The 19,821-nt window shown below is 68.6% G+C and carries 18 protein-coding genes; 5 read left to right on the top strand and 13 right to left on the bottom strand.

Annotated features, from left to right (window positions below; genetic code table 11):
* Together OHB24_RS19365 and OHB24_RS19360 are read left to right on the top strand one after the other, a co-directional pair.
* Nucleotides 1–681 carry a TIGR03089 family protein gene (locus OHB24_RS19365; protein WP_327640465.1) on the top strand — a complete coding sequence of 227 codons (681 nt, stop codon included), beginning with the start codon at nt 1–3 and terminating at the stop codon, nt 679–681.
* Complete coding sequence (locus OHB24_RS19360; RefSeq protein ID WP_327640464.1) at nt 681–1,469, top strand: SDR family NAD(P)-dependent oxidoreductase; 789 nt, start codon at nt 681–683, stop codon at nt 1,467–1,469. Before OHB24_RS19365 ends, OHB24_RS19360 begins: the two co-directional genes overlap by 1 nt.
* Here the strand turns inward: OHB24_RS19360 and OHB24_RS19355 are convergent.
* The 6 genes from OHB24_RS19355 to OHB24_RS19330 form a co-directional block, all read right to left on the bottom strand.
* Nucleotides 1,444–4,656, bottom strand: coding sequence for an AAA family ATPase (locus OHB24_RS19355; RefSeq protein WP_327640463.1), 3,213 nt, complete (start codon nt 4,654–4,656; stop codon nt 1,444–1,446). The two genes, OHB24_RS19360 and OHB24_RS19355, sit on opposite strands and share 26 nt — an antisense overlap.
* Before the next feature lie 23 nt (nt 4,657–4,679).
* Nucleotides 4,680–5,099 carry a cyclic nucleotide-binding domain-containing protein gene (locus OHB24_RS19350; protein ID WP_327640462.1) on the bottom strand — a complete coding sequence of 140 codons (420 nt, stop codon included), beginning with the start codon at nt 5,097–5,099 and terminating at the stop codon, nt 4,680–4,682.
* Between the two features lie 88 nt (nt 5,100–5,187).
* Nucleotides 5,188–6,141 (bottom strand): UDP-glucose 4-epimerase GalE, encoded by a 954-nt coding sequence (gene galE / locus OHB24_RS19345; RefSeq protein ID WP_327640461.1) that lies wholly within the window; start codon nt 6,139–6,141, stop codon nt 5,188–5,190.
* Nucleotides 6,142–6,202: 61 nt separating this feature from the next.
* Nucleotides 6,203–6,835 (bottom strand): class I SAM-dependent methyltransferase, encoded by a 633-nt coding sequence (locus OHB24_RS19340; protein WP_327640460.1) that lies wholly within the window; start codon nt 6,833–6,835, stop codon nt 6,203–6,205.
* Nucleotides 6,832–8,916 carry a spermidine synthase gene (locus OHB24_RS19335; RefSeq protein ID WP_327640459.1) on the bottom strand — a complete coding sequence of 695 codons (2,085 nt, stop codon included), beginning with the start codon at nt 8,914–8,916 and terminating at the stop codon, nt 6,832–6,834. Before OHB24_RS19335 ends, OHB24_RS19340 begins: the two co-directional genes overlap by 4 nt.
* A gap of 84 nt (nt 8,917–9,000) precedes the next feature.
* Nucleotides 9,001–9,834 (bottom strand): S1 family peptidase, encoded by an 834-nt coding sequence (locus OHB24_RS19330; protein WP_327640458.1) that lies wholly within the window; start codon nt 9,832–9,834, stop codon nt 9,001–9,003.
* A 264-nt stretch (nt 9,835–10,098) separates the two neighbouring features.
* On the opposite strand from OHB24_RS19330, the gene OHB24_RS19325 reads away from it, so the two are divergent.
* Together OHB24_RS19325 and OHB24_RS19320 are read left to right on the top strand one after the other, a co-directional pair.
* The gene (locus OHB24_RS19325) at nt 10,099–11,574 is read left to right on the top strand and encodes an LCP family protein (protein WP_327640457.1); all 1,476 of its coding nucleotides are present in this window, start codon (nt 10,099–10,101) and stop codon (nt 11,572–11,574) included.
* Nucleotides 11,575–11,580: 6 nt separating this feature from the next.
* The gene (locus OHB24_RS19320) at nt 11,581–12,585 is read left to right on the top strand and encodes a glycosyltransferase family 2 protein (RefSeq protein ID WP_442913977.1); all 1,005 of its coding nucleotides are present in this window, start codon (nt 11,581–11,583) and stop codon (nt 12,583–12,585) included.
* Here the strand turns inward: OHB24_RS19320 and OHB24_RS19315 are convergent.
* Genes OHB24_RS19315 through OHB24_RS19295 form a run of 5 tightly spaced genes read right to left on the bottom strand, consistent with a single transcriptional unit; the run spans nt 12,582 to nt 17,559 of the window.
* Nucleotides 12,582–13,349 carry an ABC transporter ATP-binding protein gene (locus OHB24_RS19315; protein WP_327640456.1) on the bottom strand — a complete coding sequence of 256 codons (768 nt, stop codon included), beginning with the start codon at nt 13,347–13,349 and terminating at the stop codon, nt 12,582–12,584. The genes OHB24_RS19320 and OHB24_RS19315 overlap by 4 nt on opposite strands.
* Nucleotides 13,336–14,214 carry an ABC transporter permease gene (locus OHB24_RS19310; protein ID WP_327640455.1) on the bottom strand — a complete coding sequence of 293 codons (879 nt, stop codon included), beginning with the start codon at nt 14,212–14,214 and terminating at the stop codon, nt 13,336–13,338. The genes OHB24_RS19315 and OHB24_RS19310 overlap by 14 nt, the downstream gene beginning before the upstream one ends.
* A 42-nt stretch (nt 14,215–14,256) precedes the next feature.
* Nucleotides 14,257–14,958, bottom strand: a complete 702-nt coding sequence (locus OHB24_RS19305; RefSeq protein WP_327640454.1) for a tyrosine-protein phosphatase — start codon at nt 14,956–14,958, stop codon at nt 14,257–14,259.
* Nucleotides 14,959–14,962: 4 nt separating this feature from the next.
* Nucleotides 14,963–15,601: a hypothetical protein gene (locus OHB24_RS19300; protein WP_327640453.1), complete on the bottom strand. Its 639-nt coding sequence runs from the start codon at nt 15,599–15,601 to the stop codon at nt 14,963–14,965.
* 26 nt (nt 15,602–15,627) lie between these two features.
* A complete protein-coding gene (locus OHB24_RS19295; protein ID WP_327640452.1) occupies nt 15,628–17,559 on the bottom strand; it encodes a carbohydrate binding domain-containing protein in 1,932 nt (643 codons plus the stop codon).
* A 95-nt stretch (nt 17,560–17,654) separates the two neighbouring features.
* On the opposite strand from OHB24_RS19295, the gene OHB24_RS19290 reads away from it, so the two are divergent.
* Nucleotides 17,655–18,770: a substrate-binding domain-containing protein gene (locus tag OHB24_RS19290; RefSeq protein WP_327640451.1), complete on the top strand. Its 1,116-nt coding sequence runs from the start codon at nt 17,655–17,657 to the stop codon at nt 18,768–18,770.
* On the opposite strand, the gene OHB24_RS19285 is transcribed toward OHB24_RS19290, so the two are convergent.
* Both OHB24_RS19285 and OHB24_RS19280 read right to left on the bottom strand, forming a co-directional pair.
* Nucleotides 18,747–19,070 carry an AzlD domain-containing protein gene (locus OHB24_RS19285; protein ID WP_327640450.1) on the bottom strand — a complete coding sequence of 108 codons (324 nt, stop codon included), beginning with the start codon at nt 19,068–19,070 and terminating at the stop codon, nt 18,747–18,749. The genes OHB24_RS19290 and OHB24_RS19285 overlap by 24 nt on opposite strands.
* A complete protein-coding gene (locus tag OHB24_RS19280) occupies nt 19,063–19,755 on the bottom strand; it encodes an AzlC family ABC transporter permease (RefSeq protein ID WP_327640449.1) in 693 nt (230 codons plus the stop codon). Before OHB24_RS19280 ends, OHB24_RS19285 begins: the two co-directional genes overlap by 8 nt.
* Nucleotides 19,756–19,821: the final 66 nt, after the last annotated feature.

Genomic DNA, 19,821 nt, shown 5'->3' with positions numbered 1-19,821 from the left:
ATGTCACGAGTCCTGCCCGAGTTGTTCGCGGCCGCGGTCCGCCGGGACGGCGGCGCCCCGTTCCTCACCTACTACGACGACACGACCGGCGAACGGATCGAGCTCAGCGCGGTCACCACCGCGAACTGGGTCGCGAAGACCGCCAACCTGCTCGTCGACGAGTACGACCTGGAGGCCGGCGAGACCGTCGCGATCGGCCTGCCGCCGCACTGGCTCGGCGTGGTCTGGGCGCTGTCCACCTGGTCGGTCGGCGCCTCCCTGACCAGCGGCACCGGCACCCTCGCGATCACCGGCCCGGACTTCGCGGTCCGCGGCGAGCGCGAGACCGTCGCCTCCGCGCTGCTCCCGCTCGGTGGCCGCTTCCGCGAGCCGATCCCCGACGGCGTCCAGGACTACGGCGCCGAGGTCTACAACCATCCGGACGTGTTCGTCCCGTTCGACCCGCCGACGGCTGCCTCCCCGGCGTACGACGACCTCACCCACGAAGACCTGATCGGTACGGCGGAACCCGTGAGCGACCGGATCCTCGTGACGCGCACGCTGACGGACCGCGACGGCCTGGCCCTGCTGATCGGCGTGATCTCCGGGGGTGGTTCGATCGTGCTCTGCCGCAACCTGGACGCCGCCAAACTGGAGCGCCGGGTTTCGGACGAGAAGGTCGACCGAGTTCTGGAGGGGTAGTGCGACGGTTCGAGGGCAAGGTTGCGTTGGTTACGGCGGCGGCGCAGGGTATCGGTTCGGCGGTCGCGCGGCGGCTGGCCGCTGAAGACGCGTCGGTGGTGGTGACCGATCTCCAGGAGGAGAAGGTCACCGAAGTCGCGCAGGAGATCGGCTCGAACGCGCTCGGGATCCGGGTCGACGTGACGAGCCGGGACGACGTCGACGCGGCGGTCGCGGCCGCGGTCGAGCGGTTCGGCCGCCTGGACGTCGTGGTGAACAACGCCGGCGGCTGCATCGTTCAATCCGTTCCCGAGGACGCCACCGCCGAGGAGTGGCACGCGCAACTCGACCTCACGTTGGTCGGCGCATCGCGCTGCATCCAGGCCGCGCTGCCGGAGCTGGTGAAGAACCGCGGCAACGTCGTCACGATCAGCTCGGTGAACGGGATCGCCGCCTTCGGCAACATCGAGTACGCCGCCGCCAAGGCCGGACAGATCGCGATGACGGTCAACTACGCCGCCCGCTACGGCAACCTCGGCGTCCGCTTCAATGTGGTTGCCCCCGGCACCATTCGGACGCCGAACTGGGACAATCAGCCGGACACCCTGGAGAAGTTCGGCAAGATGTACCCGCTCGGCCGCATCGGCGAGCCCGAGGACATCGCCGCCGCCGTCGCGTTCCTCGCCTCCGACGACGCCTCCTGGATCACCGGCCACACCCTCCCCGTAGAAGGCGGCGTCCTCACCGGCCCCGGCGTCCTCGACCTAACCACCACAGGCCCCTTCAAGAAGGAGTATCCAGGGGTCTGAACAGCTGCTCGGCTTGTGTCAGGGCGGCCGGGTCGCCCGTGGTGCGGTGGAGGCCGCGGAGGGCGTGGGACTGTTCGAGTTTGTTGCCGAAGGCGCCCCAGTCCGCGGCGGCGCGCGTGAACCCGGCGGCCGCGGTCTCGGTGTCGCCGCGGTGTTCGGCGAGCAGCGCCTCAGCCGTGGTCGCCGAGTACTCGCGCATCGGCAGCACCGGCTCGACGAAGTCCACGAGGACGGCCGCGGCGTCGGCGTGGCCGGCGGCGAGTGCCGCGCGCACCAAGGACGGCAGGCGGACATCGAATTCGATGCTGCCGTGCAGCCCGGCCAGCGAGGTCAGCAACTGCAGGATCTCCAGGACGCCGTCCCGGTCGCCGTCGCGCGCACGCGTCGTCGCCGCGGGCGAGGCCGCGACCGCGATCATGTCCGGCCAGCCCGCCTCCACGGCCAGCCGGTACGCCTCCTCGGCGTGATCGCGAGCGCCCGAGAGGCCGGCCTCGGCCTCCGCCACCGCCAGCGCGCCGAGGACCTCGATGCGCCGCAACAGGGTGAACGCCGGTGAGGGGTGCTCGAGCTGTGCCTGGCACGCCGCGATCACCTCGGCCGACCGACCGGTCTCGATCATCAACTGCAGGACGGTACAGCCGATCTGCTCCACCATCTCGGCCAGCCGGCGCCGGGCGGAGAACTCGCGAGCCGCTTCCAGCTCGCCCAAGGCAACCACCGGTCCCTCGATCTGCCACAGCACCCAGCCGTAGTTCAGCCACGTCACCGCCGCATCGCGCCCCCCACCGCCCTCGAGCAGCGCCGTCAGCGCCTCCTTGACGTCGACCAGCCCACCGGTGTCCCCCAGACCGACCCGGGCGAGCCCACGCGACTCCAGGGCCCGGTGCGGTACGGCGTACCCCTGCTCGGTCGCGATCCGCAGGGCAGAGTTCGCCGAGTCGATCGCCTCCTGATAGCGGCTCGCGACCACGCGGATGCTCGCCTGGCCGGAGAGCAACAGCGCCAGATCCTCGCTCGGCCCGAGCGCCTCGAGCATCCCGACCGCCCGGTCGACCGTCGCCAAGCTCTCCTCCATGCTGCTCAGCGAGTACGTCGAGGCTCGCAACGCGAGCGCGACTCCGCGGATGTCCCCGATCGCCTCGAATCCGGCGATCGCCTCGAGGTACGCGGCCTGGGCGTCGTCGAGGCGGCCCGCCTGGAAAGCCGCCCAGCCCCAGCGCAGCAGGACCGTGGGACGTTCGGGATCGCCGGCCGGGCTCAGGGCCAGCGCGCGGTCGAGCAGGGCGAGCGCCTCGTTGGTGTCGAGGTTCATCGCCAGTTCCGCGGCCATCAGCTGGTACTCACGCGCCCGGGGAGCGATCGCCGCGGCCGCCTCCGGGTCGCCCAGTGCCGCGGCAAGGTCCAGAGCCGTGCTGAGGTGGTAGGCGATCAGGTTCGGCGTCTCGGCCTGACAGGCAGCGCAACGCAGCTCGAGCCAGTCGGCGGCGGCGAGGTGCCGTGCCGATCGAGCCGCGCGCGGCACCTGGCTGTAGGCGACGTCGCGGGTCAGGGCATGCCAGAAGGTGTATTCGTGCTGGCCCAGCATCGACGACCGCCGGACCGGACGCACCAGCTCCTTGCGGGCCAGCTCCTGCAGCGCCTGGACCACCTGGCCCGGATCACGGTCGGACAGCGCCGCGACGGCTTCGGCCCAGAACACCGGACCGATCACGGCGGCGTCCGCGAGCAAGGCCTTGCGATCCGGCTCCAGGGTGTCCAGGCGGGCCGCGATCAGCGCCGCGATGCCGATCGGCAGGTCGGCCGAGCCGGCCTGGTCCGGGCCGCAGTCGGCCACGACCCGGGCGAGTTCTTCGGCATACAAGGGGTTGCCGTCGGCACGGCGTACCAGGCGCCGGCGGATCTCGGCCGGCACGTCCTGACCGCCGAACATCCGGCTCAGGAGTTGATCCGTCTCGTCCGCGGTCAGCGGCGCGACGCCGACGGTGAGGGAGTTCTGGACCCCGCGGGTCCACTGCGGTCCGCGTTCGAGCAGCTCGGGGCGGGCGGTGACGACGACCAGCAGCGGCAGGTCGGTCAGCCACTCGGCCAGATGATCGACGAAGGCGAGCATCGCGTCCGTCGCCCAGTGCAGATCCTCGAACACCAGGACCACCGGCGACTGCTCGCCGAACGACTCCAGCAGTTGCCGCCAGGCCGCGAACGACTCCTCCTGGGCCGCCGACTCCGGATGAGCGGACTGGTCGGCGCCGACCAAGGGCCCGACCCGGGCCCGCAGCCAGGCACGGTCCGCGCCGTCCGGCACGATCGCGTCGAGCTTGGCCACGGCCTGCGCCGGCGGGTCGGTGTCCAGGATCCCGGCCTGGACCTTGAAGATCTCGGCGATCGGCCCGAACGGCGTCTCGCCGTACGGCAGCGACCGGCCTTCGCGCCAGGTGACGAGTTCGTCGTGCTGGTCCAGCCAGGCGCCGAACTCCGCGACCAGGCGCGACTTGCCGATACCCGGCTCGCCGAGCAGCGTGACGAACTGCGGCACCCGCTCCGCGAGGGCCTTCTCGAACGCCGTGCACAGCAAGGTCAGATCGCGCTGCCGGCCGACCATCGGCGTACTGAGGTCGCGGATGACGTCCGTACCGAAGCGCGCTCGCGGCGAGCCGGCCTGCCAGCGTTCGACCGGACGGCTGATTCCCTTGGCCGCAACGGGTTCCAGCGCGTCGTAGCCGAAGACGCGACTCGTTGCCTCGTGGGTGCCGTGCCCGACGACGACCGCGCCGATCGGCGCGGAGGACTGCAGGCGGGCGGCGAGGTTCACGACCATGCCGGTGACGAACGGCTCGCCGAGCTCGGGTCGCGCGGTCAGCTGGACCAGCGCCTCACCGGTCTCGATGCCGATCCGGACCTCCAGCGGCCCGTCCGGCAGCGTCCGCACCGCCTCGAGGATCGCCAAGCCGGCCCGGACCGCCCGTTCGGCGTCGTCCTCGCGGGACCGCGGTGCGCCGAAGACGGCCAGGATGGCGTCCCCGGCGAACTTCTCGACCGTCCCGCCGTACCGCTCGACCGTCTGCCGCAGGGTCGAGTGGTACGGCGCCAGCCAACGCCGGACATCCTCCGGGTCGGCGGACTCGGACGCGGTGGTGAAGCCGACGAGGTCGCAGAACAGCACCGTGACGACCTTGCGTTCCTCACTCATCGCGCGCCCGCTCCCAAATCGACTCAGCTCTGGGACTCGAGGCTGCGGATCCGGGCGGTCAGGGCCTTGAGCAGGGCCTGGGCGACCTCCGGGTTCTCCTTCACGACCGGCTCGAACGCGAGCGCGGACAGCGCGAAGGTGGTCAGCCCGTCCGGCCCGGCCACCACCGTCGCGGACCGCGGCAGGCCGTCGATCAGCGAGATCTCGCCGAAGTAGCCCCCGACTTCCAGCGGCTCACGGACGACGCCGTTGACCTCCACGGCGGCCGAGCCCGCCATCACTACCTGCAGGCCGGCGTCGTGCGCACCCTGCTCGACCACATGGCTGCCGGCCGGAACCTTCAACGTGGTGCCACGCTCGATCAGGTCGGACAGCGTGTCCTTGGACAGCCCCTCGAAGAGATCGATCTTCGCCAGGAACTGCGGCAGGCTCTCGTGACTCATGGATCGCACCCCTCGATCTGTGCCCGTGCACGGGCAGCTCAGTGAACTGCGCCACAGGCTACAGCCGGTCCGGACCCTCGACCACGATTCAGCGCTTCGGCCAGGCTTCCCAGGCGGTGGCGAACATGTCGTCGACCGTGTAGGTGTTCTGCCAGGCGAGGTCGCGGGTGGCCAGGTCGCCGTTGGCAACGACGCGGGACGGGTCGCCGGGGCGGCGTGGGCCCTCGGTCGGGGTGAAGTCGATTCCCGTGACCCGGCGGGCGGCGTCCATGATCTCGCGGACCGACGTACCGGTGCCGCTGCCCAGGTTGTAGACGGGTTCGAGGGCCTTCCCGGACTCGAGCGCGCGGGCGGCCGCGACGTGGGCGCGGGCCAGGTCGGCGACGTGCACGTAGTCCTTGACCGACGTACCGTCCGGGGTCGGGTGGTCGTTGCCGTAGATCTGCGGCACCTTCCCCTGCGTGAGCAGGTCGCAGACGATCGGGAACAGGTTGTACGGCGAGGCGTCGTACACCGTCGGGTCACCGGACCCCACGACGTTGAAGTAGCGCAGTGAGGTGTGGTGCAGCTCGGTCGCGGCCGCCTGGTCGCGGAGCAGCCACTCCCCGATCAGCTTCGACTCGCCGTACGGCGACTGCGGGTCGGGCGCGGTGTCCTCGGTGACGACCTCGTCCTTCGGCGTCCCGTAGACACCGGCGCTGGACGAGAACACGAGGTTGCGGATCTCCTTGTCCGCCATCGCTTCGAGCAGCGACACCATCGCGGTCACGTTCTGCGTGTACGTGTGCAGCGGCCGCTGCACCGAGACCCCGGCGTACTTGAACCCCGCGAGATGGACGACGCCTTCGACGCCGTCCAGCGCCTTGCGTACCGCCGTACCGTCGAGCAGGTTCGCCTGCACGAACGGCACCCCGTCCGGGACGAACTCCGCCTTCCCGCTCGACAGGTCGTCGATCACGACCACGTCGATCCCGTCGTTGCGGAAGGCGCGCACCACATGCGCCCCGATGTATCCGGCACCACCAGTCACGAGCCACGTCATGTCTCAGATCCTGCCACCAGAATCTGGCCGGGACCCCGTCAACGGGCCGAACCTGTACCAATTAGCAGACAGTTGCCAGCCAGAAGTAAGCCAGCTCGGTCCACTCCACCTCGGCCGGCGCGACCTGCGCCGCGAGCTCCTCCCGCGACGGGAAGTTCTTCAGCACCTCGAACGTGCGCCCGTCCGACAGCTGCCGGGTCTGGTACGTGTCGCCGCCGTCCGTCGTCCGGGTGATCGGATAGTTGCTGCCCTCCACGTACAGGTTGTCGGCCAGGATCACCACGCCACCCGGCTCCACCCGCTCCAGCAGGCTCGCGGCGAACCGGCGTACATCGGCGCGCGGGACATGGGACCAGAAGAACCCCGCGAAGATCGCGTCGAAGCGCCCCGGGACCGCGGCCAGGTCGTACGCGTCCGCGGTCTCGAAACGTACGTCGGCCGGGCCGTAGGACCGCGTCCGTGCAACCGCGAGCGTCTCGTCGTTCAGGTCCGTCGCGACGATCGACTCCGCGGTGGTCGCCAGCGCGGTCGTCCAGTAACCGGTGCCGGCGGCAACCTCCAGGACCGAACGACCCGCGACGAGCGGCGGCAGGAGGGCCCGCAGACGAGCCAGGTCCTCCTGCCGCTCCGGCTTCTCGTACACCGCGTCGTACTCACCGGCACGCCTGCGGTAGTAGTCGGCCAGATCGCTCACTTGGCGACCGATCTGACTTTCGGTGTGAGCAGGAACGCTCCGACGTACAGCAGGGCGGCGATGATCAGCAGGCCGTGGAAGCCGATGATCAGGGCCGCGTACTCGAGGCAGCCGCCGAGCATCGCGCCGAGCAGGTTCGCGCCGAACGACGCCGTACCGTCGGCGGTGTCGGTGAACCGCTTCGCGAAGATCACGTTCGCCGCGAAGATCGGCAGGAACGCGATCAGCACCGCGACCAGCGCCCGCAACCCGACCGGCATCCCCAGCAGCCAGCTGTCCGGGAACACCCACGACAACGCGAGCCCGCCGAACAGCACGGCGAACAGCACCTTGATCGGTGGTGTCTTGAACCGTCTCGTCACTTCGACCGCCGCGAGCACCGCCACCAGCACGCCGGCGAACACGATCGCGTTCACGACCCACGTCGTACCGAACAGCAACGCGAATCCGGTGATGCTCTTCGTCTCCAGCAACATGAAGCCGGCGCCGAGCAGGAACAGGTCCGCGTACGGACGCATCCGCTTGTACGACGCCCCGCCGCCGGCGATCCCGACGCCGACGAGGCCGGCGACCAGGATCAGCCCGAGCGTGACCAGGTAGAGCGACGGGATCCGGTCCGTGAACAGGTACAGGAACGGGCGGTTGTCCGTCGCCGGCGGCGGCGTCTCCGCGGTGGCACCGGGCCACTCGGCGGCACACGCCTGGTCCTGCTCGGTCAGACCGACCGTCACGACCGCCTGCTGCAGACCGTCGCCGATCTTGTCCACGCAGGGCTTGTGCCCGAACGCGTGCTGCGCCGTCGACGCGAGCCGGTCGATCAGCCAGGTCTCGCGGTAGTAGTTGTACATCGCGAACGCGCCGCCCGGGTTCAGGTGGTCACGCGCCGACTCGAACGCCTGCTGCGTGAACAGGTAGCTCTCGAGCCGCAGCGAGCTCGCGCCGTTGACCAGCGTCAGCGAGTCCGGCAGCGCCAGCAGGATCAGGTCGTACTTCTTGTCGGTCCGGGACAGGAACGCCCGCCCGTCGTCGATGTGCGAGCTCACCCGCGGGTCCTGGTACGGGCGGTCCGGGTGCAGCGCCTTGCCGAGGTCCCGGATCCGCGGGTCGATCTCGACCGCGTCGACGTGCTGCGCGCCCTTCTTCAGCGCGATCGCCACGTCCGAACCCGAGCCGGCGCCGATGATCAGCACGTTCTTCGGCGCCTTGCCGGCGTTCGCCCGCTCGTACGGCAGCCCGTACTGCGGCTCCCACTGCAGGCGCGCGTCGGCCGGGATCGCCTGCTGGTGCGGTACGCCGTTCACCGTGATGGTCAGCAGCGGCACGCCTTCCCAGGTGGACTTCTTCGTCTGCACCTTGTAGTACGGCGACCAGCTGTTGTCCGCCTTCGTCGACTCCTTGAACAGCACCCCGAGCATCACGAGCAGCGGGGCCAGCACCATCGCCGCACTCAACCCGGTGGCGACTGCCCGCCGACCGGTTCCGGAAGACCGCGGGATCATCAGCACCGCGAACATGACCGTGACGATGAGGCCCCACCAGATCGGCGGAGCGCCCAGGAACGACAGCCCGGTGAACGCGATGATCCCGATCAGCGATCCGACCAGGTCGAACCGGTACGCCGTCAGTCGCGGTAGCTCCGCGAAACAACGGCCGACCAGCTCGGCAGGACCGGCCAGCACCACGGCGGCCGCGATGAAGACGATCGGCAGGATCACCCAGACCGGCGGGCCGGTGGTGTTCAGGCTGGTGAAGTAGATGACGCTCGACGAACTGCCGCGGTTGACCGTGACGGGCTTCCACGCGATCACCAGGACCAGCAGGCCCAGCATGATCGGCGAATAGTACGGCAGCCGTTTCGCCCGGCCGGAGCGCAGTACGCCGATCCCGATCCCGAGGAACGAGCCGAGCAGCACGAAGTTCGAGAAGTAACTGAGATGGACGACGTTGGACCCGGTCCAGCGGATCAGCGCGAGCTCGACGAACAGCATCAGCGCGCTGGACGCGACCAACCGGGTCCGAACACCGAACGGGCTCGGCCAACCGGTCGTGACGACGGGATCAGTAGCGGAGTCGACTGCCATGCGGGGCGACGTTACCGGATATCGAAGTGCACTGCGTCACCCCGCAGGCATCGTTACTTTCTGTTCAAACTGTTCGAATCGCGGTCAGTGACGGCGGGCCGGCTTCGGGAGCTGGCAGCCGGACTTGTTCAGGTCGATGGTCCGGTTCGCGGTCAGGCAGGTGTAGAGCCACCAGGTCTGCTGGCCGTACGCCGCGCCTTGCTCGACGGTGACGTTGCCGTCGGCGTCGACCTCGCACGGGTTGTTGACCGTGCACTGCTCGCCGTCCTCGTTCCCGGTGTTGTTGACGCCGATCACCTCACCGGTCGAGGTGCTGACCACCGGCGATCCCGACGTACCGCCGATCGTCTCGCAGCCGGGCTGCTGGTACTTGATCGAGTTCTGCCAGGTCCAGTCACCCTCGCGGAGCTGCGGGATCGTCGCCTGCACCGAGCAGGTGTAGATCCGCTTCCAGTACCCCGACACCACGGCCATGCCGGCGCCGTCCGCGGGGCCCTGCTTGGCCAGCGTCAACGGGGAAACGTTCAGGCGGCTCTTGATCGACGCGTAGGACTCGTTGACCTGGTACACGATCATGTCGGTCTTGGTCATGGTGCCGAACAGGATCTTGGTGGCGCTGACGGTTCCGGCCCGGCTGGAGTCCGGCTTGAGCAGCGTGATCGAGCGCGTCGACGCCTTGTTCACGAGGACCTGGCCGGGCTGCAGGAACCCGCCCTCGTAGCAGTGCCCGTTGGTGAGGACGAGCGCCTTGTCGGTGCCGACCGATTCGGCGTACCGGACGAGGGACGCGGAGCAGTTGCTGAGCGCGGCGATCCCGGTGAAGTCGGCGCCAGGTGCCGCGGCTTGGGCGGAGCTGGTGCCGAGAAGGGTTGTAGTCGCGACCGCGGTGGCGGCCAGGAGCGTACGGAACAGTTTCATGGGGGCGGTTTCCTCACTGTTTGTGCTTGCAGCAACTTCGTAACCCATCCCCCGGCCGGTCACCATCACAGTTGCGTGAAACCGGCTGTCCACAGGGTCATCGCAGGGGTTTTCCTGCGCTCCGTGTCAGGACTGCTACTCTTCGTTTCCGGATCCGCCCGGTCTCGAACCATCGCCCACCCCGGCACGTCGTACCTGGTGACGAGGAACGACAAGGTACGGTCGGCAGCAGCCCGCCGCCCGGATTGAGAACGGAAGGACGTCATGCCGCAGGAGACACCAGACCTGCGCAACCTCCGCGAGCCGGTGCGGTTCAAGCGGGCGCTGACGCTGTTGCTGATGACGCTGATCCTGCCCGGATCGGCGCAGATCGTCGCGGGCTCCCGGAAGGCCGGCCGCTGGGTCTGGCGGGTGGTCGCCGGCCTGGTCGCGATCGTGATCTTCTTCGTGATCCTGGGCCTGATCTGGCGGTCCGGCACGATCAACATCCTGGCCCGCCCGGGCACGCTGCGGATCGTCCAGGTGCTGCTGATCCTGCTCGCGATCGGCTGGGCGGCGCTGTTCGTGGACGCGTACCGGCTCGGTCAGCCGCTGACGCTGGAGCGGAACCACCGCCTGATGACCAGCATCATGGACGGCGCCCTGATCTTCGTCGTCGTCGGCGCCCTGATCTACGCCAGCGTGATCGTGAACACCCAGCGCGACTTCGTCGCCAGCGTGTTCGGCAGCGGGCAGAAGTCGAAGGCCGACAAGGGCCGCTACAACGTGCTGCTGATGGGCGGCGACTCCGGCGCGGACCGGATCGGCACCCGGCCGGACAGCATGACGGTGGCGAGCATCGACGCGGACACCGGCCGGACGGTCCTGATCGGCCTCCCGCGGAACCTCGCCAAGGTGCCGTTCCCTGCCGGTACGGCGATGGCGAAGCAGTTCCCGGAGGGCTTCCAGTGGAACAAGTGCGCCGCCGAGTGCCTGCTGAACGCCGTCTACACCTACGCCGCCAACCACAAGAACCTGTTCCCCGGCGACGCGAACCCCGGTGAGACCGCAACCATGCAGGCCGTCGAGGCGGTCACCGGGCTGAAGCTCAACTACTACGTGCTGATCGACCTGGCCGGCTTCCGGGACCTGCTCAACGCGGTCGGCGGCATCACCCTGGACATCGGCAAGCGGGTCCCGATCGGCGGCGGCAGCTCGCCGATCAAGGGCTACATCGAGGCCGGCAAGAACCAGCACCTGGACGGGTACCACGCGCTCTGGTTCGCCCGCTCCCGGGCCGAGTCGTCGGACTACGAGCGGATGGCCCGGCAGAAGTGCGTGATGTCCGCGATGCTGAACCAGCTGTCCCCGCAGACCGTGCTGACCAAGTTCCAGGGCATCGCGTCGGCCAGCAAACAGGTGGTCAAGACCAACATCCCGGCGGGTGAACTGGGCACTTTCACGGATCTCGCGCTGGACGCGAAGAAGCTGCCGGTGTCAAGCTTCTCCGCGGTCCCGCCGGTGATCCACACCGGCGACCCGGACTTCGCGCTGATCCGGACGAAGGTCGCCGAGGCGATTGCCAAGTCCGAATCGCTGGACAAGGAGGGCTCGGGAGGAGACGGTAAGACTTCGAGTACTCCGCGTAGCACCACCAGTACGACCAAGAAGCCGAGCACCGGAACCACCAAGAAGCCAACAAGCTCTCCGACCACACCCGCCGCTGGCGTCGACGACGTCGCATCGATCTGTAAGGCCTGACCTGATATGCCGCTGTCCCACTGGCCACCCGTGTCCGTCGTGATGCCCGTGCTGAACGAGGAACGCCATCTCGAGGAGGCGGTCGGGCGCGTCCTCGAGCAGGACTACCCCGGCAACCTGGAGGTCGTCCTCGCGATCGGCCCGAGCAAGGACCGGACCCAGGAGATCGCGGACAAGCTGGCCGAGAAGGACCACCGGATCAGCATCGTGCCGAACCCGACCGGCAAGACGCCGGCCGCGCTGAACGTCGGTATCGCGCACGCCAAGCACGACATCCTGGTCCGGGTCGACGGGCACGGCGCGCTCACCGACGGGTACATCACCCGCGCGGTCGAGGTGCTGGAGGAGAGCGGCGCGGACAACGTGGGCGGCGTGATGGCCGCCGAGGGCCGGACCCCGACCGAGATGGCGGTCGCCTGCGCGTACCGCTCCCGGCTGGGTCTGGGTGCGTCGACGTTCCACCAGGGCGGCAAGCCCGGCCCGGCCGACACCGTGTACCTCGGGGTGTTCCGGCGGGCCGCGCTGGAGCGGGTCGGCGGGTTCGACGAGACCATGCACCGGGCCCAGGACTGGGAGCTGAACTACCGGATCCGCAAGACCGGCGGCCTGATCTGGTTCAGCCCGGACCTGTCCGTCACGTACCGGCCGCGGTCGTCGCTGTCCGCGGTGGCGAAGCAGTTCTTCCACACCGGCCAGTGGCGCCGCGAGGTGATCCGCCGACACCCGGAGACCGCCAGCAAGCGGTACCTGGCACCGCCGGTCGCGGTCATCGCGCTGGCCGTCGGCACCATCCTCGGCATCATCGGCCTGGCCACCGGCATCAGCTGGCTGGACCTCGGCTTCCTGGCCCCGATCGGGTACGCCGTACTGCTGCTCTTCGGCTCGGCCGTCGAGGGTCGCTACCTGCCGTGGAAGGCGCTGGCCTGGCTCCCGATGGTCTGCGCGACCATGCACGTCTCCTGGGGCCTCGGCTTCCTCATCGGCCTCCGCGAAAAGCCGAAGGCCGTCTAGCTGCGGGTGGACTTGATATAGGCGGCCACGACTTCGTCGACGGGGCCGTCGAGCTTCAGGACGCCGGCGTCCAGCCAGAGGGCGCGGTTGCAGGTCTCCTGCACCACGTCCAGGCTGTGGCTGACCAGGAACACCGTGCCGGCCTGGTCGCGGAGCTCCTTGATCTTGCGCTCCGACCGGACCCGGAACTCGGCGTCACCGGTCGCCAGGGCCTCGTCGACGAGCAGGATGTCGTGCGTCTTCGCGGACGCGATCGCGAACTTCAACCGGGCCGCCATCCCGGAGGAGTACGTCGACATCGGCAGGTCGATGAAGTCGCCGATGCCGGAGAAGTCGACGATCTCGTCGTACCGGCGCTGGACCTCGGCCGCGGACATGCCCATCGCGAGGCAGCCGAGGACGACGTTGCGGTCGCCGGTGAGGTCGTTCATCATCGCCGCGTTGACGCCGAGCAGCGACGGCCGGCCGCCGGTGTAGACGGCCCCGGACGCGGGCGGCAGCAGGCCGGCGATCGCGCGCAGCATCGTGGATTTCCCGGAGCCGTTGCGCCCGATCACGCCGATCGCGTCGCCCTTGTACGCCGTGAAGCTGACGTTCTTGACCGCGTGCACCTCGCGGATCGTCGGCCGGTCCTGGCGCTTCACGATCCGGCGCAGCGCGGTCGCCGCCGTACCCTTGCCGCCCTGCCCGGCGATCACCTTGTAGACGATGTCCAGGCGGTCCGCGATGACCGTCGGTTCTGCCCCGGAATCAGCCACGGCCATAGCGGTCCTCCGCCTGCCAGAAGTACCAGAAACCCGCTGCCAGCATCACGAACGACCAGACGATCGCGATCGCCCAGGCGTGCGGCAACTGGTTCGCTTCGTGTTCCTCGAGCAACGACCGCCGGATGATGTCGATGTACGCCGAGATCGGGTTGAACGCGAGCACCTGGACGACCCAGCCCGGCGCGTCGATCTGGGTCAGCTTGGCCGGCAGCGAGAAGAAGATCCCGGACGCGTACAGCCAGGTGCGGGTGACGAACGGCAGCAGTTGCGTGATGTCGGAGACGAACGTCCCGATCCGCGCGAAGACCAGCGTGATCCCGATGTTGAACATGATCTGCAGCAGCATCGCCGGTGCGACGAGCAGCCAGCGCCACGCCGGTCCGTCGGTGAACCCGACGACCACGAACAGGATGCCGAGCGACACCAGCATCTGGTTGAGCTCGTTCAGCACGTAGGCGAGTGGGAGGGTCGCGCGCGGGAAGTGCAGGGTGCGGATCAGCGACAGGTTCAGCGCGAGTGATCGCGAGCCTTCGGTCATGCAGCGCTGCGTGAAGGTGAAGACGAAGATCCCGCTGAGCAGGAACGCGACGTAGTTGTCGATCCCGTTCTTCGTGCCGAGCAGGACCCCGAAGGCCAGGTAGTAGACCGCCGCGTTGAGCAGCGGCGTCAGCACCTGCCAGATCGACCCGAGGCGAGCACCGGCGTACATCGCGTACGTGCGTGCGGTCGCATAACTGATGACGAACTGGCGACGGCTCCACAACTCTTGCAGGTACGCGCGGAGCGGTGGGCGGACGGAGCTCTTGGACAGTCCGTAGCGCCGCGCCAACGCCGCGGCATCGGTGTCTGCGGCGGTTGGCATTGCGCCAATGTACTGCGCTCCGTGACGCACCCGTGACGCAGGTCAGTCGACTAAGCGGGCTCTCAGCTTCTTCAGGTCCTCGTCGGTCAGACCACCGTGCCGCAGGTATGCCTCCGGGCCGCCGTAGTTCTCGTCCAGATGCCGCAGGATCGCGACGATCGACTCGGCCCGGGTGTCGCGGAACTCGATCATCTCCGGGTGCTTCGCGACGTCGGGTTCCTCGGCGAGCTGCTCCTCCAGCCACTGCGCGAGCCGCGACTGCGTGAGGTAGTAGTCGGCCACGATCTCGTCCTCCGGTACGCCGGCCACACTGAGCGCCAGCGCGACGACCATGCCGGTACGGTCCTTGCCGCCGTGGCAGTGCACGACCACGGCGCCGTCGGGCTCGTCCGCGATCGCCTTCACCGCGGCCGCGAACAACTCCGGCCGCTTGTCCAGCATCCACGTGCACGCCGCGATGATCGTCGGCTGCCCGTGGTCCGGGTCCGCCGGATCCACGAGCGATTGCCGCACCGCCAACGGCGTACCCGTGAACGGCGTCGGCGCGATGGCGACCTCACTGTCACCGCGGAGGTCCAGGATCCGGCTGACCCCGGACCGGCGTACCGCCTCGACGCCGTCCGCGTTCAGGTACTGCAGGCTTTCCGCACGGATCAGCACGCCCTCGCGCACGACGCGTCCGTCAGCGGTCGGCAGGCCGCCCACGTCGCGAACGTTGCGGCATCCGGGCCAGTCGAGATCCATCGCTTCACCTGTCCTGCGGGCGGTCCGGGTTCGGACCTGGGTTGTACGGCGGTGGCGCCGGGAAGGTGTGGTTCTGCTGCGGGTAGTTGCCGGGGGCACCTGGCTGGGAGGGGAAGGTGTTCGTCGGACGATTGCGCCTGCGCTTCTTGACCACTCCGACGACCAGGAGCGTGCTGCCGAGTCCGCCGAAGATCAGCATCGAGAAGACCACGCCGAGGATCGACAGCACGAACGCGAAGACGGACGACTTCGGTCCGGCCGCGTAGGTCGCGCTGGTCTCGTCGTCGGTGCACGAGATGCTGTAGTCCCCGGGCGGCACGGTCTGCGTCGACCGCGCGACGACGTACCAGCTCTCGCCGTTGATCGTGATCGTCTCCGACCCGGTCGGCGGCTTGATCGGTACGTCGTTGCCTCCTCCGTCCTGCACCTCGCACGGCGGGGTCAGCACCGGGATCGACGCGTAGATCGTCAGCCCTTCCTTCTTCAGGTGCACGCCCCCGTTCTCGATCGGCTGCGGCGTCCGCGGCGCGGTCACGACGATCCGCCACACGAAGAACCCGACCACGAGCGCACCGAGGACGAAACACGCGATGGCGATCTTCGGCAGGATCGACTTCTCGGCCGGAGCCCCGGGGTGCGTCATACCCGCACGCTATCTGGTGCAGGTGGCTACGGAGACTGTCGCGTGACGGTCAGATCGTCGCAGTAGCCGAACCCGGCGCCTGCTCGGGTGAAGCAGTAGACCGTTGCTGTCGTCGTACTCGGGCCGGTGGTGAAGGTGGCGCTTCCGCCGCGCCACGTCGTGTTGACGAAGGCCGGTGCCCGGACCTCCGACGTACCACCGAAGGCCTTCGCGCCGATCACGAGCTCCGTGTCGTAGGCGGAGATCCGGCCCCAGCCGGACAGTACGTACGTCGTGTTGGGCTGCACCGCGACGACCTGCTCGGCGCTCGCCTGGGACGGCCCGAGTTTCAGGCTCTTCGCACCGCTGTGCACGGTGTCCGTGGCGATGAACGCGCGGCCGGACGTCACACTCCAGTTGGACGTCGCACCGGATTCGAACCCGCCGTTCTGGACCAGGTTCGTCCCGGCGCAGGCTGTGTCGTCGAAGGTCGAGCGCTGGTGGAATCCGGCGTCCGGCCTGCAGGCGACCGGGACAGAGCTGCCGAAGTAGTCCTTGGGACTCGATCCGACCAGGTTCAGCCCGGTCCGCAGGGCGGGCGATCCGGGTCCCAGTTTGTACCCGTCCGGGGACGAACTGCCTGGCGCGACGAGGAGGGGGTTCGCGATCGACTTGTACGGATCTGCCGGCTCCGACGACGGATGGCTGCCGTAGTAGAGGTTTCCGCGGAACACGTAGTTCGCGGCCTGGTCGTAGCCGCCGCTCCCGAGGTTGTAGATGACGTTGTTCGTCCAGGTCGCCTTGGTGGACGCGGAGCCGTTGTCCTCGATCACCTTCGTCGTCGATCCGCTGGGAAGGTAGAACGTGTTCCCGTAGATCTGCGCCGCGCTCTCACCGGCGGCATACAGGATGCGGGACTTGTCGTTGATCGAGAGGTTGTACCGCACGATGGTGCCGGAGGTGCTCCAGCCGCTGGAACAGCCGCAGAACAGGACGAACCCGCCCTCGTTGTCGTGGCTGAAGTTGTACTGGAAGATCACGCCCCGGTTGCCGCCGTCGGAGTCGAACGCCATACCGTCGTTGCAGCACGGCCGGCGCACCCGGTAGACCTCGTTGTACTGCACCAGGGTCCGGTCGCTGTTGATGGTCCAGATACCGGCGTTGTTACCCGCCGAGCGCATCCAGATGTCGTACGCCGTGTTGTGCTCGACGACCGCGTCGGCGCCGATGCGCAGAACGATGCCGTCTCCCCCGATGTCGTGGATGAGGTTGTTCCGGAAGACGATGTTGGTATTCGCGGTCCACACCGGCCCGGACGTACACGCGTAGATCGCGCGGCAGCCCCAGCTGGACGAAGTGGTGAGACCTTCGCGATCGACGTGGTAGATCTCGGAGTTCTCGACGGTGACGCCGTTGAAATGCGTCGGTGTCGTCGTCCCGCTGACCCGGAACTGGATGCCGTTGCTGTTCTTGGTGTCGCCGCCGTTGACGTCGTGCACGTAGACGTTGCCGACGACGTAGTGCGAGCCGGTGCCGAAGTCGGCGAGCTCGACCAGGATCCCGTTCCGCTCGGCGACCGTGGCGCCCTGGTTGGTGACCTCCAGGCCACGGATCTCCCAGTACTGGACGTTGTACAGGTGGATCGCGGCGTACACGGTTCCACCGCCCGCGATGATCGGGCGCGCGCTGCCGGCTCCGTAGGCGTCGACGGTGATCGGCGCGGCGGCGGTTCCGGAGCCCGACGGTTTCAGCTGGCCGGCGCAGGTCACACCCCGGGCGAAGAGCAACTTGTCTCCGGCCGTGAACGCATGCGCGTTGACCGTCGCAAGGGAGTTCCACGGCGAGGTCTGACTGCCGTTACCGCCGCTCGTCGCTGAGCAGTCGACGTAGTACGAGGACCCTGCTGCCAACGCGTTGGCACTGGTGAGCGCCGAGGCGACAAGCAGTACCACGAACGCCAGCGCGATCTTCAGTCTCATGCTGAACACCTCCGCAGACAGGTCACCACGGCTCCCGACTGCGGCGCGCCGATTCGGACAAAAGACGACACGTCCTCACGTATCGTCCTGGGAGCATGAGGCAGCTTCTCGGGTCACAGCGCAGAGAGCTTCTGGTCAAGTGGATCGAGCGCACGGGCTCGGTGTCCGCCCTCGAGGCAGCGACCGCCCTGGGAGCGAGCGTCCGGACAATTCAGCGGGACATCGAGGAACTGTCCATGCAAGGACGGCTCACCCGCGTCCATGGCGGTGCGGTCGGTGCTGGACGTCGCCCCGCACCTGCGTCGGCGCAGCTGCGGCTGGGCATCCTGGTCCCGACTCGGGGCTATTGCTTCGATGCCGTCCTCGCGGGCGCGGAACAGGCAGCGGCCGTCAGTGGCTGCACGTTGGTAGAGGCCGACTACGACTACACGGACGACCTCGCGGCAGCGCGCTACGCGCGGATCACCAGCCTGGAGCTCGACGGGCTGCTCGTCACGCCGCATCTACCGGCAGCGAGCTGGGGTCAGCTGTGCCGCACCGACGTACCGGTTGTGCTGATCGAACGGCCGTGGGAGCTCACGTGGGTTCGCGACCTCGACCCGGCGACGTCCGTTGCCGCTGCCCGCTCGCCCGTGGATCACGTGTTCACCGACCATGAGACCGGAGCCGTCCTCGGCCTCGATCACCTTGCTGCCCTCGGACACCGGACGATCCACTGCCTCATCCGCGACACCCCGACCGCGCCGGCGTTGCTTCGAACAGCATCGGCGTACGGCGCCACGATCGCACCGGCACGCGAGGTGACGCTCGGGATCACCCGCCTGCAACGATCCCCCGACCAGCGACGTGTGCTGACGAGTGCGCTCGAGCAGATCTTCCGCAGTCAGGAGCCGACGGCGCTTTTCGTGCACACCGACGAGGACGCGGTCGCCGCCCGGGAGTTCCTCGAGGACCACGACGTCGACGTACCCGGGCAGGTGTCGATCCTTTCGTACGACGACGGGCTCCCGAGCAACCCTGCCGGCGGTCTGAGTGCCGTCGCGCCGGACCGCGTTGCGCTGGGCAAACGTGCCGTCGAGATGATCATCGACCGCCTCTGCAGCAGAGGCCACCACACCCACGACGCCCACCCGCCCACCAAACTCGCCATCGTCCCGCGTTTGCACCAAAGAGCAACCACTGGCGGTTTACGGCACACCGAGGAGGCGTAGGCCGGCTGCGGTTGCGGCGGCTGCGACGACTACCAGGACGAAGGGTGCCTTGCGCCAGGCGAGGATGCCGCCGACCAGCACGCCGGCCGGGCGGGCGATTCCTGCCGGGCCGTGGCCGTCGGTCAGGGCGGAGGTGGCGATCAGCGCGGTCAGCAGAACGATCGCGGCAGCGGCGAGCACCTGCTGTGCGCGCTCCGGCACCTCGAACCGGCTGCGCAGCACCGGCCCCGCGAACCGCATCGAAAAGGTGCCCACAGCAAGCACCCCGATCGCGACCAGGAGCAGCGGAGTGTTATCCATAGTGGGCATCCTCCAAAGCGGGCTTCCCGGCGCGGTAGAACAGCAGGCCGGCCAGCGCGAGCAGCACCGGCAGACCGGCCGGCAGGAACGGCGTTGCGATCAAGGCGACCACGACGCCGACGAGTGCCGCCGTACGTGTCGATCGGTCGCGGAGAGCGGGCAGGACCAGCGCCAACAGCACGGCGGGGAACGCCGCGTCCAGCCCGAAGACGTCGGTGTCGGTGATCACCGAGCCGGCCAGCCCGCCGATCACGACCCCGATGTTCCAGCAGACGAAGATGCCGATCCCGCCGGCCCAGTACGCCGCCCGACGCTGCTTCAGTTCGTCCTGTCCCATCGCGAACGCGACGTTCTCGTCCGTCATCAGGTGACTGCCCGGCCAGCGCCGCCAGCCGCTGCCGATCACGTCGCTGATCGCCAGCCCGAATGCGATGTGCCGGGTGTTCACCAGCAACCCCGCGACCATCGCCGCGATCGGGCTCCCGGCGGCCGCGACGATCCCGACGAACAGGAACTGCGACGCGCCCGCGAAGACCACGATCGACAACACGACCGGCACCCACAACGGCAGCCCGCCACCGACGCTGATCGCGCCGTACGACAGCCCGACGACGCCGTCGGCCAGGCAGACCAGGCCGATGTCGCGGGCGAGTCCCCGATCAAGTGTTCGCCATATCGAACGCATGGGCATTATGATGAACAGCTAACCGCCCGTTCGTCAAGCCGAACAGGTAGACCGCTATATCGAACA

Source organism: Kribbella sp. NBC_00482, from assembly GCF_036013725.1.
GTDB lineage: Bacteria > Actinomycetota > Actinomycetes > Propionibacteriales > Kribbellaceae > Kribbella.
This window is presented reverse-complemented; position numbering and strand designations above follow the sequence as displayed.

Coding starts and splice junctions, on each gene's coding strand:
- OHB24_RS19365 (WP_327640465.1), top strand. CDS start 1: ATGTCACGAGTCCTGCCCGAGTTGTTCGCGGCCGCGGTCCGCCGGGAC.
- OHB24_RS19355 (WP_327640463.1), bottom strand. CDS start 4,656: ATGAGTGAGGAACGCAAGGTCGTCACGGTGCTGTTCTGCGACCTCGTC.
- OHB24_RS19350 (WP_327640462.1), bottom strand. CDS start 5,099: ATGAGTCACGAGAGCCTGCCGCAGTTCCTGGCGAAGATCGATCTCTTC.
- galE (WP_327640461.1), bottom strand. CDS start 6,141: ATGACGTGGCTCGTGACTGGTGGTGCCGGATACATCGGGGCGCATGTG.
- OHB24_RS19335 (WP_327640459.1), bottom strand. CDS start 8,916: ATGGCAGTCGACTCCGCTACTGATCCCGTCGTCACGACCGGTTGGCCG.
- OHB24_RS19330 (WP_327640458.1), bottom strand. CDS start 9,834: ATGAAACTGTTCCGTACGCTCCTGGCCGCCACCGCGGTCGCGACTACA.
- OHB24_RS19325 (WP_327640457.1), top strand. CDS start 10,099: ATGCCGCAGGAGACACCAGACCTGCGCAACCTCCGCGAGCCGGTGCGG.
- OHB24_RS19320 (WP_442913977.1), top strand. CDS start 11,581: ATGCCGCTGTCCCACTGGCCACCCGTGTCCGTCGTGATGCCCGTGCTG.
- OHB24_RS19315 (WP_327640456.1), bottom strand. CDS start 13,349: ATGGCCGTGGCTGATTCCGGGGCAGAACCGACGGTCATCGCGGACCGC.
- OHB24_RS19310 (WP_327640455.1), bottom strand. CDS start 14,214: ATGCCAACCGCCGCAGACACCGATGCCGCGGCGTTGGCGCGGCGCTAC.
- OHB24_RS19305 (WP_327640454.1), bottom strand. CDS start 14,958: ATGGATCTCGACTGGCCCGGATGCCGCAACGTTCGCGACGTGGGCGGC.
- OHB24_RS19300 (WP_327640453.1), bottom strand. CDS start 15,601: ATGACGCACCCCGGGGCTCCGGCCGAGAAGTCGATCCTGCCGAAGATC.
- OHB24_RS19295 (WP_327640452.1), bottom strand. CDS start 17,559: ATGAGACTGAAGATCGCGCTGGCGTTCGTGGTACTGCTTGTCGCCTCG.
- OHB24_RS19290 (WP_327640451.1), top strand. CDS start 17,655: ATGAGGCAGCTTCTCGGGTCACAGCGCAGAGAGCTTCTGGTCAAGTGG.
- OHB24_RS19285 (WP_327640450.1), bottom strand. CDS start 19,070: ATGGATAACACTCCGCTGCTCCTGGTCGCGATCGGGGTGCTTGCTGTG.
- OHB24_RS19280 (WP_327640449.1), bottom strand. CDS start 19,755: ATGCGTTCGATATGGCGAACACTTGATCGGGGACTCGCCCGCGACATC.